At 66.0% G+C, this 13,419-nt stretch carries 13 protein-coding genes; 8 read left to right on the top strand and 5 right to left on the bottom strand.

The annotated features are described in order from the left end of the window. Positions 1-11: 11 nt before the first annotated feature. Positions 12-665, bottom strand: coding sequence for a TetR/AcrR family transcriptional regulator (locus XH84_RS24850; RefSeq protein ID WP_128918687.1), 654 nt, complete (start codon positions 663-665; stop codon positions 12-14). A gap of 252 nt (positions 666-917) precedes the next feature. Between XH84_RS24850 and XH84_RS24845 the strand changes: the two genes are divergently transcribed. From XH84_RS24845 to XH84_RS24835, 3 genes are read left to right on the top strand one after another with little or no spacing between them, the layout of a single operon-like run. Continuing rightward, a complete protein-coding gene (locus tag XH84_RS24845; protein WP_128918686.1) occupies positions 918-1,415 on the top strand; it encodes a (2Fe-2S)-binding protein in 498 nt (165 codons plus the stop codon). Further along, complete coding sequence (locus tag XH84_RS24840; protein WP_128918685.1) at positions 1,412-2,467, top strand: FAD binding domain-containing protein; 1,056 nt, start codon at positions 1,412-1,414, stop codon at positions 2,465-2,467. Before XH84_RS24845 ends, XH84_RS24840 begins: the two co-directional genes overlap by 4 nt. Further along, positions 2,460-4,721, top strand: a complete 2,262-nt coding sequence (locus tag XH84_RS24835) for a xanthine dehydrogenase family protein molybdopterin-binding subunit (protein ID WP_128918684.1) — start codon at positions 2,460-2,462, stop codon at positions 4,719-4,721. The genes XH84_RS24840 and XH84_RS24835 overlap by 8 nt, the downstream gene beginning before the upstream one ends. A gap of 38 nt (positions 4,722-4,759) precedes the next feature. On the opposite strand, the gene XH84_RS24830 is transcribed toward XH84_RS24835, so the two are convergent. The 3 genes from XH84_RS24830 to XH84_RS24825 all read right to left on the bottom strand — a co-directional run bounded on the left by XH84_RS24830 (position 4,760) and on the right by XH84_RS24825 (position 7,288). After that, on the bottom strand, positions 4,760-6,283 hold the full coding sequence (locus XH84_RS24830) for a lysozyme inhibitor LprI family protein (RefSeq protein WP_128918683.1): 1,524 nt from the start codon (positions 6,281-6,283) through the stop codon (positions 4,760-4,762). 93 nt (positions 6,284-6,376) lie between these two features. After that, positions 6,377-6,535: a hypothetical protein gene (locus tag XH84_RS40005; protein ID WP_164936155.1), complete on the bottom strand. Its 159-nt coding sequence runs from the start codon at positions 6,533-6,535 to the stop codon at positions 6,377-6,379. Positions 6,536-6,739: 204 nt separating this feature from the next. Next, complete coding sequence (locus tag XH84_RS24825) at positions 6,740-7,288, bottom strand: cupin domain-containing protein (RefSeq protein WP_018646206.1); 549 nt, start codon at positions 7,286-7,288, stop codon at positions 6,740-6,742. Between the two features lie 149 nt (positions 7,289-7,437). Between XH84_RS24825 and aptA the strand changes: the two genes are divergently transcribed. Further along, positions 7,438-8,766, top strand: coding sequence for an omega-aminotransferase AptA (aptA, locus tag XH84_RS24820; RefSeq protein WP_164936154.1), 1,329 nt, complete (start codon positions 7,438-7,440; stop codon positions 8,764-8,766). Positions 8,767-8,836: 70 nt separating this feature from the next. Continuing rightward, positions 8,837-10,102 (top strand): D-amino acid dehydrogenase, encoded by a 1,266-nt coding sequence (locus XH84_RS24815; RefSeq protein ID WP_128918681.1) that lies wholly within the window; start codon positions 8,837-8,839, stop codon positions 10,100-10,102. Between the two features lie 319 nt (positions 10,103-10,421). Here the strand turns inward: XH84_RS24815 and XH84_RS24810 are convergent, their stop codons facing one another. After that, positions 10,422-11,063 carry a helix-turn-helix domain-containing protein gene (locus tag XH84_RS24810; protein WP_164936153.1) on the bottom strand — a complete coding sequence of 214 codons (642 nt, stop codon included), beginning with the start codon at positions 11,061-11,063 and terminating at the stop codon, positions 10,422-10,424. 180 nt (positions 11,064-11,243) lie between these two features. Here XH84_RS24810 and XH84_RS24805 point away from each other — a divergent pair, with 180 nt between their 5' ends. From XH84_RS24805 to XH84_RS24795, 3 genes are read left to right on the top strand one after another with little or no spacing between them, the layout of a single operon-like run. Further along, the gene (locus XH84_RS24805) at positions 11,244-12,002 is read left to right on the top strand and encodes an ABC transporter substrate-binding protein (RefSeq protein ID WP_128918679.1); all 759 of its coding nucleotides are present in this window, start codon (positions 11,244-11,246) and stop codon (positions 12,000-12,002) included. Between the two features lie 31 nt (positions 12,003-12,033). Beyond that, a complete protein-coding gene (locus XH84_RS24800) occupies positions 12,034-12,687 on the top strand; it encodes an amino acid ABC transporter permease (protein ID WP_128918678.1) in 654 nt (217 codons plus the stop codon). After that, positions 12,684-13,415: an amino acid ABC transporter ATP-binding protein gene (locus tag XH84_RS24795; RefSeq protein WP_128918677.1), complete on the top strand. Its 732-nt coding sequence runs from the start codon at positions 12,684-12,686 to the stop codon at positions 13,413-13,415. Before XH84_RS24800 ends, XH84_RS24795 begins: the two co-directional genes overlap by 4 nt. The last annotated feature ends 4 nt before the right edge of the window (positions 13,416-13,419 follow it).

The following is a 13,419-nucleotide window of genomic DNA, read 5'->3' as shown; positions in this document are numbered from 1 at the left end:
ATACGGGCGCGCTATCGCTTGCGTTTCATCGCGGGTTTCGCGCCCCTTGCGGCGCGCGCCTTGCTGGTCCCTGTCTCGGCCTTGCCCGCCGGCTGCACGCGCAGGCCATCGACGAACACGTCGAGGAGCCGCAGCGCGGTTGACTGCCAGCGAGGCTGGTCGTGGATGTAGCACATGCCGAAGAACGCGCGCAGCAAGTCCTCGGGACTGATATCGGGGCGCAACTCGCCGGCCGAGACTGCGCGGTCGAGCAGCGAGCCGATCGCCTTGGTCAGGCGATCGAACGAGAAGACGTGCAGCTCGGACCCGCTCTGCACCGCAAGCGCCAGGGCTGCCATCATCCCCTTCTTGGTGGCGACGAATTCGACACCTGAGCGCAGCCAGCGGCGGAGCGCATCGACCGGATCCTTGGAATTCTTCAACTGCTCGGCCAGCTCGCTGAGCTGCTCGACCTCGCGGCGGTACACCGCCTCGAATAGATCCTCGCGCGTCGGAAAATGCCGATACAGCGTGCCGATGCCGACGCCGGCCCGTTTGGCGACGGCCTCCAGGCTCGCTTCGGGGCCGCCGGCGCTGAACACGGCTTTCGCCGCCTCGAGCACGCGCTCGCGATTGCGCACGGCATCGGCACGGGGCTTTCTGGTCTGGTCGCTGTGGTCGTCCATATCAGGCAATCTAGATCACGAACTGGTTAGATTGAACCCTCGTCGGACCCTTGGCTAGCTGCATCGCGTTGGTGGCGCAGGGGCTTTTGACGAATTCCAATATTTTTCCACCGGCCCTTGTTAAACGGAGGGTGCCTCCGTATCTTCGCTTGGCTATTGGCCCGGCGTCTGCCTGGCCGGCGCATGTCGACAGCGGCCACGGCGGTGGCGCGCTGCGCGATGACTCATGTCCAAATCTGATCGGAGCCTTGTATGAACCACTCCATCAGCCTCACCGTGAACGGTGCGCGGCGCGACTTCGTCCTCGACGATCCGCGCGTCACGCTGCTCGATCTCCTGCGTGAGCGCCTCCATCTCACCGGCACCAAGAAGGGATGCGATCGCGGCCAGTGCGGCGCCTGCACCATTCTGGTCGACGGCAAGCGCATCAATTCCTGTCTCGCGCTCGCCATCAGCCATGACGGGGCCGACATCCTCACCATCGAGGGTGTCGCGCGCGGCGACCAGCTTCACCCGGTGCAGGCCGCCTTCATCGCCCATGACGGATTCCAGTGCGGCTTCTGCACGCCAGGCCAGATCATGAGCGCGATCGGCATGATGCAGGAAGCGCAGGCCGGTAACGACCCCGAGCGCATCCGCGAATGCATGAGCGGCAATCTGTGCCGCTGCGGCGCCTACGCCGGCATCGTCGATGCCGTGCTCGATGCGCAAGGACAGATGGACGAATCCAACCAGAGGCGCTCGGCATGAAATCGTTCGATTATGTCAGGCCGGCCACGGTCGCAGAGGCCGTCGCCGCCGCGGCCCAGCCCGGCGCCGCCTATCTCGCCGCCGGCACCAATCTGCTCGATCTGATGAAGGGCGGCGTCAGCCGTCCGGACCGTCTCGTCGACGTCACCCATCTCGACGGGCTCGACGCAATCGAGACTCTCGCCGACGGTTCGTTGCGCATCGGAGCGCTGGTGAGCAATGCCGATCTCGCGCATGACCCGGCCTTTGCAAAGTCCTATCCGGCCGTCGCCGAGGCGCTCCTCTCCGGGGCTTCCGCGCAGTTGCGCAATGCCGCGACCGTCGGCGGCAATCTGCTGCAACGAACGCGCTGTGCGTATTTCTACGACACCGCCAGCCGCTGCAACAAGCGCGAGGCCGGCAGCGGCTGCGATGCCCGCGACGGCGAGAACCGCACCCACGCGGTGCTCGGCTGGAGCGAGAATTGCATCGCCACGCATCCGTCCGACTTCTGCGTGCCGCTGGTCGCGCTCGATGCCATGGTCGAGATCGAGGGCAAGGGCGGCCGTCGCGAGATCGCGCTCGACGAGCTGCATCGTCTGCCCGGCAACACGCCCGCGCGCGAGTCCGTGCTCGAGCCCGGCGACCTCATCGTTGCGGTGCGCCTGCCGCCGGCGGCGCGCGCGTTCGCGGCGCATGCGCGCTACCTCAAGGTCCGTGAGCGCACCTCCTACGCCTTCGCCGTGGTGTCCGCCGCAGCTGCATTGCGGATCGAGGGCGGCAAGATCACGGAAGCCCGGCTCGCGCTCGGCGGCGTTGCCGCAAAGCCCTGGCGGGCCCGTGCCGCGGAAGACGTGCTCAGGGGCGTCGCGCCCACGGCGGACGTCTTCCAGGAGGCCGCCTGGCGTGCGCTGACCGACGCAAAGCCCTCCGGCGACAATGCCTTCAAGATCGAGCTCGCGCGCCGCATCGTCGTGCGCGCGCTGACCCTCGCCGCCGCCGGTACGCCCGCGCGCCTGCCGGCGCTGCCGGCGTCTCCCTTTGCCTCGACGTCCGGAGCCATTCATGCCTGAGCTCAACCTCACCAGCGCACCCGCCCATCTGCGGCATGGCTCGAATATCGGCCAGCCGCTGACCCGCCGCGACGGCGTCCTTAAGGTCACGGGGCAGGCGACCTATGCCGCCGACAATCATCCGCCCGGCATGCTGTTCGCGGTGATCGCCGCTTCCAGCATCGCGCGCGGCCGCGTGACCTTCCTCGATGTCGCCGCCGCCAAGCGTCATCCTGGCGTCGTCGACGTCATGACGCCGGAGCACAAGCCCCCGCTCGCGATCGATCCGGAGATCAAGACCAATCCGTTCGTGTTCCGGATGGAAGCGTTGCAGAGCAACGAAGTCCGCTACGCCAACCAGCCCATCGCGGTCGTGATCGCGGAAACGGTGGAGGCGGCGACGGAAGGCGCGGTGCTGCTGGCGCCGCGCTACGAGACGCTGCCTCCGCTGGTCGGGCTCGACGCCGGCGAGAGTTTCGTGCCGCCCGTTGTCGGCGTCGGCAATCCCAGCGAAAATCACCGCGGTGACGTTGAAGCGGGCCTTGCCTCGGCCGAGAAGCGGATCGAGGCGACTTACGAGACGCCGCCGCAATATCACAACGCGATGGAGCCGCACGGGGTCGTCGCAAGCTGGGACGGCGACAGGCTGTCGGTGGACATGCCGACCCAAGGTCTGAAGCTGTCGCTCGCGCGCATCGCTGAGCTGTTCGGCATCGCGCACGACAAGATCCACATCCGCAGTCCCTTCCTCGGCGGCGGCTTCGGCTCGAAGGGGCTGATGGGCGGCCCGCCGGTCCTCGGCATCATGGCGGCCAAGCTGGTGGGCAGGCCGGTCAAGCTGGTGCTGGGTCGTGAGCAGATGTATGGCCCGGTCGGCCATCGCGCCCCCACGCGCCAGCGCCTGCGCCTCGGCGCCGACGGCGAGGGACGTCTGACCGCGCTCGATCACCATGCGCGGACGGTGTCGAGCACGTTCGACGATTTTTACGAGCCCGCGGCCGATGCCTCGCATACGCTCTATACGGCACCCGCCATCCGCACCTCGCATGACGCCGTGCGCGTCAACACCGGGACGCCGCTGTTCATGCGCGCGCCCGGCGAGGCGACCGGCTCGATTGCGCTGGAGAGCGCGATCGACGAAATGGCCTGGGCTTGCGGAATGGATCCGCTGGCTTTCCGTCTGAAGAACTATGCCGAGCGCGAGCCGATCAGCGGCAAGCCGTTCTCTTCGAAAGCGCTGCGTGCCTGTTACGAGCAGGGCGCCGCGCGCTTCGGCTGGGCGAAACGTTCGCTGCAGCCGCGGCAGATGCGCGACGATGCCGGCCTCCTGGTCGGCTGGGGCATGGGCACGGCGACCTTCCCGGCGCTGATGTTCCAGGCGGAAGCGCGCGCGGCGATCCGGCGCGACGGCTCAGGCGTGATGGAGACCGGTGCGCACGACATGGGGCAGGGCGCCTGGACGGCGCTGGCCCAGATCGCGGCCGATGCCGTCAGCCTCGATATCGCGCGCGTCGAATTCAAGGCGGGGACGTCCGATCTGCCCGATGCCGGCATCGCCGGCGGCTCCGCGCATACGGCCACGGCCGGTGCTGCGATCCACAGCGCCGGCGCGGCCGTGATCGCAAAGCTGGCCGATCTCGCCACCGGAGACGAGCGCTCGCCGCTGTTCGGCGCCGGCAATGCCGGCGTGATCGCGCGCGAGGGAAGGCTGGTCAGACGCGACGATGAAAGCCGCAGTGAGAGCTACGCCGAGATCCTCGCGCGCGCCGGCGTCGCGGAGGTCGAGGCCCGCGGGACCGGCGCGCCAAATCCTGCCGCGATGGAGGAATATGCCATGCATGCCCATGGCGCGGTGTTCGCGGAGGTGAAGGTCGATCCCGAGCTCGGTCAGGTGCGTGTCAGCCGCATGGTCGGGGCCTTTGCTGCCGGACGTATCGTCAATCCGCGGATGGTGCAGAGCCAGCTGTTCGGCGGCATGATCTGGGGCCTGTCCTTTGCGCTGCACGAGGAGGCGATTACCGATCGCCGTACCGGGCGGATCATGAACGCCAATCTCGGCGAGTACCACGTCCCCGTGAATGCCGACGTGCCGCCGCTCGACGTGATCACGGTCGAGGAGCACGACCCGCACGTCAACGCGCTCGGTATCAAGGGCGTCGGCGAAATCGGCATCACCGGCAGCGCCGGCGCTGTCGCCAACGCGGTCTGGCATGCGACCGGCGTGCGGGTCCGCAGATTCCCGATCCGGATCGAGGAGTTGCTGACGCAGCTTTGAGGAACCGCGCGGCACCGGGCGCGCCGTGCCCGGTGCCGTCAGCGGATCGAGCCGGAGAAATTGTCGATGTCGGGCGAGGGACGCGCCGGAAACAGCCGTGCGGTCGAGGAATTGTCGAGCCTTCGCTTGCACTTCGCCTCGTCGTCGTCGTCCTTGCCGCTGCGCTTCTTCGCGAATGAATCGTCGAGACGGTTGACGACCAGCATGGCGTGGTCGCGCTCCAGCGTGTCCGGGTTCTTGCGCTGTCCGTCGGCGCGGAACGTGCCGCCGACCATCTTGCCGGTCATGTCGTAGTCGCAGCCGGCCTTCCAGTCGCCCTGCTCCCATTTCCAGCCGTGCGCGATCAGCCGGCCATCCTTGTCGACGGTGACCTTCAGAATCGCGTTGTAGGCGAGCCAGATGCCGGCGAGGCCTGCGCGCTTGTCGTCGAAGCCTTCCAGCAGCGCGATCCGCTCGCGCTGCAGGGCATCGACGTGATCCCGTGCGTCGGCCGTGAAGTGCATCTCCGCGGTCCGCTTGTTCCAGGCTGGATGGAGAAATTCCGGGAATTCCTCGGTCTGTGTGCGCACCCAGTTGCGCTGGTCCTCCGTCAGTGCGCGCCGCGTCGGATCGTCGAGCCGCGGCAGCAGCGCCTTCCAGGCGCGGTTCAATCGCTGATCGTTCTCGGCGAGATCCGGGTCGGCGCAGATTTCCTCGTCCGTCGCCGTCTCCGGACGCGTACAGTCGAAGGTCGGCGCGGCGAACGAGGTCTCGGTCTTGTCGGCCACATCGGAGCTGCCGCTCGCGAAATAAGTGCCGGTGATCTGCGAGGGATCATCGCACTCGTCGCGATCCCCGATCGTATCGTCGCCATCGATCATGACGACGCGAAGCGTCTCGCCTTGGCGACGGAGCTTGATCGTCGCGGGTTTCGCTGGCCTGGCACGCTCCTGGCTTGCCGATGCGCTGTTCGAGGGCCCGGCATCCGGCGGCTGGATCGACCCGCTGAGCCAGCTGCCGCCCTTTGTCACCGTCGTGCTGAGCCTGCATTGCCGATGCTTGTCACTGCCGTAATAGGCATTCATATCGACCGTGATGCGCCGCGCGCCGTTTGCATCCGGTGAGATGGTGAGCTTTCCGAATGCGTTGGTCCACTTGCCGGAGAGCCCGCCACGGCCGAAGCCGCCGGCAATCTCGTCGAGCGCGTCCTTGCGCTGGCGCAGCGTCGCGACGAAATTGTCGCTGAGCTCGGCCTCATTGACCTCCTGCACGGTGTCGGCGGCTTGCGAGATCATCTCGTTGAACCAGGCCTCGTCGCGCTTGAGGAGTGGCCGGATATTTGCGGGCGTCCTGGCGAGCGCCGCGTCGAACGATCTGTCGATCGCGGCGACGAGCTTGTCGTAGCCCTTTTCCTTGCAGGCGGCTGGCTTGATCCCGCTACCGTTGCCGTCGGCCTCGCCGCATAGCGTGATCTTCACCGGCGCAGCGCTGGCGGCGCGGAGGTAATCGTCCATGGCATGGCAGGTGACGGGAGCGAGCAGGACCGTCGCGGTGATGAGCGCGAGGCGGTAGGGGGCGAACATTGGCGGCCCTTGGCTGGATCAAGATCGTGGCTGCCGGTTGGTCGTCCGCCGCGACTCCAAGGTTCAGGAGCGCTCGGGCGAGGCCTGGTCCCATTAATTCAGCTTCCTGCGGCGGTCCTTCACCGCCTCTCTTTGCAGCTCGATGTATTTGGCGATCGCCTTGCGCAGCTCGCGCGAAAGAAGCTTGTCGGCATCGCGCAATGCCAGTTCGGGTACGGCTTCGGCTTCCGCATTGGCGGGGGTAGTCTTCATGCGTGGGCTCCGTCTACGAAGCGGCCCCGGCGAGCCTAGGAGCCCGGGGCCATAACCTCAGCACCTTTGCGCCAGGCTGCTCGGCTACGTTTGGCAATATCTCGGCTACGTTTGGCAATATAGAGCGGTGGGGTCCGGCGAAAATTGAGATGGCTCAAGCCTGGCAGGATAAAAGCCGGTTCCTTCCGATGCGGCGGACCGTAGTCAGAACGTCGGCGGTGTGCAGGCCGAGATCACTTCGCACGGCTTGCCGCCGACGCAGCGGAAGCGGTGCGGGCGGCGGCTCTCGAAATAATAGGCATCGCCCGGATTGAGGATGCGGCGTTCGTCCTCGACGGTGACTTCGAGCTTGCCCGAGATCACGATGCCGCCTTCCTCGCCGTCGTGGACGAGGTGGACGCGGCCGGTGTCGCTGCCGGGCTCGTAACGCTCTTTGAGGATCTGCAGGCTGCGGCCGAACAGATTGTCGCCGACCTGCCGATAGGAGATCGGCTTCTTGCCGACCTCGGTCAGCTCCTCGGCGCGGTAGAAGATCTTGCGCCGGCTTTCCGGCTCCAGCGCGAAGAACTCGGCGAGCCCCATCGGGATGCCGTCGAGGATGCGCTTGAGCGCGCCGACCGACGGGTTCATCTGGTTGGATTCGATCAGCGAGATCGTCGAATTGGTGACCCCCGCGCGCTTGGCCAGTTCGCGCTGCGACAGCTTGTGGCGCGCCCGGATGAATCGCAGCCGTCCGCCGATGTCGACGCTCATAGCCCAGGTCCCCTGTTGCAGGTGTTGCGGATCGCGCAAATATGGACCGACAGCCCCAGTCAAATCAATGGGTTGCGGCCGAGCAGAAAAGGACTTGTTGCGCATTCCAAGCCGTGCCTCTGCTATGGGGTCAGCAAAGGAGCGCGGCCGTGACCCTTCATCAGATTCCGAACACTATCAAGACCGACTCGTTCTGGATGCCGTTCACGGCCAACCGGCAGTTCAAGAAGGCGCCGCGCCTGTTCTCCTCGGCCGAGGGCATGCACTACACCACCGTCGACGGCCGCAAGGTGATCGACGGCTCCGCCGGCCTCTGGTGCGTCAATGCCGGTCACGGCCGCAAGCAGATTGCGGCTGCGGTCGAGCGCCAGCTGATGACGCTGGACTTCGCGCCGTCGTTCCAGATGGGTCATCCGCTGGCGTTCGACTTCGCCGAGCGGCTCGCCGAGATCGCGCCGAAGGGTCTCGACCGCGTCTTCTTCACCAATTCCGGCTCCGAGTCGGTCGACACCGCGCTGAAGATCGCGCTCGCCTATCACCGCGCCACCGGACAGGCGAGCCGCACCCGGCTGATCGGCCGCGAGCGCGGCTATCACGGCGTCGGCTTCGGCGGCACCTCGGTCGGCGGCATGGTCGCCAACCGGCGCGCCTTCACGACGCTGCTGCCCGGCGTCGACCACATCCGCCACACCCACGATCTCACCCGCAACGCCTTCGCCAAGGATCAGCCGGAGCATGGCGCCGAGCTCGCCGACGATCTCGAGCGTCTGGTTGGCTTGCATGGCGCCGAGACCATCGCCGCCGTCATCGTCGAGCCTGTGCCGGGCTCGACCGCGGTGCTGCCGCCGCCGAAGGACTATCTGCAGCGCCTGCGCGAGATCTGCGACAAGCACGGCATCCTGCTGATCTTCGACGAGGTCATCACCGGCTTCGGCCGCCTGGGCACGCCGTTCGCCGCCAATTTCTTCGGCGTCACGCCGGACCTGATGACGACGGCCAAGGGCATCACCAACGGCACGATTCCCTGCGGCGCGGTGTTCGCGAGCCGCAAGGTGCACGACGGGCTGATGGTCGGTCCCGAGAACCAGATGGAGCTGTTCCACGGCTACACCTATTCGGCGCATCCGACCGCCTGCGCCGCCGGCATCGCGACGCTCGACATCTACAAGGACGAGGGGCTGCTGACGCGCGGCGCGTCGATCGCCGAATATTGGCGCGATGCGCTGCATTCGCTCAAAGGTCTGCCCAACGTCGTCGACATCCGCAATTGCGGCCTGATGGGCGCGGTCGAGCTGGCACCGCGTGGCGGCGCCGTCGGCGCGCGCGGCTATGACGTCATGGTCGACTGCTTCAACACCGGCCTTTACCTGCGCATGAGCGGCGACTCTTTCGCGATGTCGCCTCCGCTCATCGTCGAGAAGAGCCATATCGACCAGATGGTCTCGATCCTCGGTGACGCCATCAAGAAGGTGGCCTGATAATTGCTCTCGCCGTTGCGAGTAGTGTCCTTGCAGCGGCGAGCGTGATGCCGCGGGAGTTTGACCAAGCGTGAAAGTTCTGATCCTCGGCAGCGGTGTCATCGGCGTCACCTCTGCCTACTACCTCGCCCGTGCCGGCCACGAGGTGACGGTCGTCGACCGTCAGCCCGAACCGGCGCTGGAGACCTCTTTCGCCAATGCCGGCGAAGTCTCGCCCGGCTATTCCTCGCCCTGGGCCGGCCCCGGCGTGCCGGTGAAGGCGGTCAAGTGGCTGTTGATGAAGCACGGCCCATTGGTGGTCCGGCCGAAGCTCGATCCTGTCATGTGGGTCTGGCTGCTCAAGATGCTGCGTAACTGCACCAGCGCGCGCTACGGGGTCAACAAGAGCCGGATGATTCCGATCGCGGAGTATAGCCGCGATTCCTTGCGCGATCTGCGCCGCGACATCGGCATCCAGTATGACGAACGCTCGCAAGGCACACTGCAGCTGTTCCGCTACCAGGCGCAGCTCGACGGCACGGGCGAAGACATCGCCGTGCTCAAGCAGTATGGCGTGCCCTTCGAGGTGCTGAGCCGCGAGGGCTGCATCGCGGTCGAGCCGGCGCTATCAGGTGTGAAGGAGAAGTTCGTCGGCGGGCTTCGCCTGCCGCAGGACGAGACCGGCGACTGCCACATGTTCACGCAGGCGCTGGCCAAGCACGCGCAAGCGCTCGGCGTGCGCTTCATGTTCAACACCTCGATCGACCGCATCGTCACCGACGGCGCGCGTGTCAGCGGCGTTGCGACCGGCGCCGGCCTGTTGCAGGCCGACGCCTACGTGCTCGCGCTCGGCAGTTGGTCGTCGCGCCTCATGGCTCCGCTCGGGATCTCGCTGCCGGTCTATCCGGTGAAGGGCTATTCGATCACGGTGCCGATCAAGGACACGTCCGGCGCGCCGGAATCGACCGTGATGGACGAGACCTACAAGGTCGCGATCACGCGATTGGGCAACCGCATCCGCGTCGGCGGCACCGCGGAAATCTCCGGCTATTCGGACAAGCTCTACGATGCGCGCCGCGCAACGCTGGATCACTCGCTCACCGATCTGTTCCCGCGCGGCGGCGATCTCACTAAAGCGACATTCTGGAGCGGCCTGCGTCCGATGACGCCGGACGGCCCGCCGGTGATCGGCCCGACGCACTACGCCAATCTGCATCTCAACACCGGCCACGGTACGCTCGGCTGGACCATGTCCTGCGGCTCGGGCCGCGTGCTCGCCGACATGCTGTCGGGCAAGAAGCCGGACATCGATGTGAGTGCGTTGACGGTGGAGCGGTACAAGCACCGGTTCGGGTAAGACTCTCTCAGCTCGTCATTGCGAGCGTAGCGACGCAATCCAGCCTCCTTCCGCGGAGACCAGTCTGGATTGCTTCGTCGCAAGGGCTCCTCGCAATGACGATGTGGACGTGATGTGCGTCCAAATCTATCACCGTCACCCTGAGGTGGCCGCTTCTTCAGCGGCCCTCGAAGGGCGACGGCCCGGCCGCATCGGGGCCGTGCATCCTTCGAGGCTCCCGGCGCGATGCTATTGCATCGCGCTACTCGCGCCTCCAGCGACAATGGCTTCGCCATTGCGCGGGGATGACGGGTTGAGAGGGAGTCCGCGGAGCGGAAGCTTACGCCCCCGTCACGCAATTCACCCACAGCACCACGGCCTTCGCATCCTGCGCCGGATTGGAAAACCGGTGCGGCCTTCGGCTCGCGAAACGAAAACTGTCACCCGTCTTCAGCGACCAGGTCTCGCTGTCCACCGTCAGCATCATCTCGCCGTCGAGCACGAGGCCGGCCTCTTCGCCGTCATGGGTGTAGAGCTCGTCGCCGGTGGAGCCGCCGGGCTCCAGATGCACGAGGAAGAGGTTGAGCTTGTTGTCGGCGCTCGCCGGGCTCAGCAGCTGCTTGGACACGCCGGTGCGCCACAGCTTCAGTTCGGGGCGTTGCAGCCCGCGCGTCACCACCTGGTCGGAGGTGCCGTCGGCACTCGGACTTGCGCCGAACAGTGCGGCGATGCCGACGCCGAGCACGTCGGCGAGCGTGGCCAGCACGCGCAGCGAGGGCGAGGACAGGCCGCGCTCGATCTGGCTGAGGAAGCCGATCGATAGATCGGTGCGCGCCGCGACCGTTTCCAGCGAGAATTGCCTGATACGCCGGAGATCCCGGATGCGGCGGCCGACCGCGACGTCCATCGCAGGTTCCGCCGGTTTGGTGACGGCTTTGGGCTTCACCCGCTTCGCCGGCTTTGCAACGGCCGGTTTGCGCATTCTTTTGCCACCGCTCACGTCAAACCGCTTCCTTCATGTGCATGAAAACCGCTTGCATCGTCCGCGAAAGTGTGACCAAATTTTCATATTGGTGAAAATAGGCCGAAACGGCGTGGCCCGCAACGTCTGATCACGACATGCGCGAGCGCCGCCATCGGCCAGACCCAAAAGGGGGATGCGATGAAGCGTATTGTTCAGGCCGCGATGGCGGCACTCGCGATTGCAGTACTCATGCCGGCCTCGGCGCAACAGGTGCTCAAGGTCGGCTCGACCCCGACGGGCATTCCCTTCACCTTCCTCGACACCAAGACCAACAGCATCCAGGGCATCATGGTCGACCTCATCACCGAGGTCGGCAAGGATGCCGGCTTCAACGTGCAGATCGAGCCGATGCAGTTCTCGGCCCTGATCCCGTCGCTGACCTCGAGCAAGATCGACATCATAGCCGCCGCGATGTTCATCACGCCGCCGCGCAAGGAGGTCGTCGACTTCTCCGATCCGATCTACAGCTATGGCGAAGGCCTCGTCGTGCCGAAGAGTGATACCAAGGCCTATGCCACCCAGGAGGATCTGAAGGGCGAGACGGTCGGCGCGCAAGTCGGCACCGCCTTCGTCGACGCACTGAAGAAGACCGGCCTGTTTGCCGACGTGAAAGCCTACGACACTATTCCGGACATCCTGCGCGACGTGAACACCGGTCGCCTCAAGGCCGGCTACGCCGATTATCCGATCCTCGCCTACAATCTGAAGCAGGGCGGCTTCCCGGAGGTGCGCCTCGTCGAGGGCTACAAGCCCGTCACCATCGGCTCGGTCGGCATCGGCGTACGCAAGGGCGAGACCGCGCTGCTCGGCAAGATCAACGCCTCGCTGGCGAAGCTGAAGTCCAACGGCACCATCGACAAAATTCTGAATAAGTGGGGCCTGAAGGCCCAGGGCTGATCGACAACGACGGATCGATGAAGGCTGGCCGATGAAAGGCTTCTGGCACGACGCCGCCGAGTTTTTCCCGATCCTGATGAACGGCGTCGCGCTGACGATCGTCGTCACCATCGGCTCGCTGCTGCTCTCGACGGTGCTCGGCCTCGTCTGGGCGATGATGCGGGTCTCCGGCATCAAGGCGCTGTCGATGCTCAGCGCCAGCCTGATCAACGTGATCCGCGGCATCCCGATTATCGTGCTGTTGTTTTATCTCTACTTCGTGATGCCCGATCTCGGTGTTACGCTCAGCGCGCTGCAGGCCGCCATCCTCGGGCTCGGCATCGCCTATTCAGCCTACCAGGCGGAAAACTTCCGCGCCGGCATCGAGGCGATCGACAAGGGTCAAGTCGAGGCGGCGCAGTCGATCGGCATGGGCTGGTGGCTCACCATGCGCCGCGTGGTGCTGCCCCAGGCGGTGCGCATCGTGCTGCCGCCCTACGGCAACGTCATGATCATGATGCTGAAGGACTCTTCGCAGGCCTCGACCATCACGGTGGCCGAACTTGCGCTGCAGGGCAAGCTGATTGCGTCCTCGACCTTCAAGAACAGCAGCGTGTTCACGCTGGTGGCGCTGATGTATCTCACCATGAGCATTCCGCTGATCCTGCTGGTCCGTCACTTCGAGAAGCGGGCCGGGAAGCGATGATCGAGCTGAACGACGTCCACAAGAGCTTTGGCAAGGTCGAGGTGCTCAAGGGCATCTCGGCGACCGTCGAGAAGGGCGAGGTGGTCTGCATCGTCGGTCCCTCCGGCTCCGGCAAGTCCACCATCCTGCGCTGCATCAACGGGCTGGAAAGCTACGATCGCGGCGAGATCAGCGTCGAGGGCCTCAAGGTCGACCGCGACGCGCCGTCGATCGTGAACATCCGCACCCAGGTCTCGATGGTGTTCCAGCGCTTCAACCTGTTCCCGCATCGCACGGCGCTGGAGAACGTGATCGAAGGACCGCTCTACGTGAAGACGGAGCCGCGTGCCCAGGCGTTCGAGCGTGGCCGCGCGCTACTCGCCCAGGTCGGCCTCGCCGAGAAGGCCGATGCGCACCCGCCGCAGCTCTCCGGCGGCCAGCAGCAGCGCGTCGCGATCGCGCGGGCGCTGGCGATGCAGCCCAAGGCGATCCTGTTCGACGAGCCGACCTCGGCGCTCGACCCCGAGCTCGTCGGTGACGTGCTCGGCGTGATGCGCAAGCTCGCCGACGACGGCATGACCATGGTCGTCGTCACCCACGAGATGGGCTTTGCCCGCGACGTCGCCGACCGCGTGCTGTTCATCGACGGCGGCGTCATTGTCGAGCAGGGGCCCGCCAAGGCGCTGCTCAACCAACCGCAGCACCCGCGCACGCAGGACTTTTTGCGGCGCGTATTGCATCCGCTCTGACCGG

The organism is Bradyrhizobium nanningense, assembly GCF_004114535.1.
GTDB lineage: Bacteria > Pseudomonadota > Alphaproteobacteria > Rhizobiales > Xanthobacteraceae > Bradyrhizobium > Bradyrhizobium nanningense.
The sequence above is the reverse complement of the archived record's forward strand: the minus strand, read 5'-3'. Positions and strand labels throughout refer to the sequence as shown.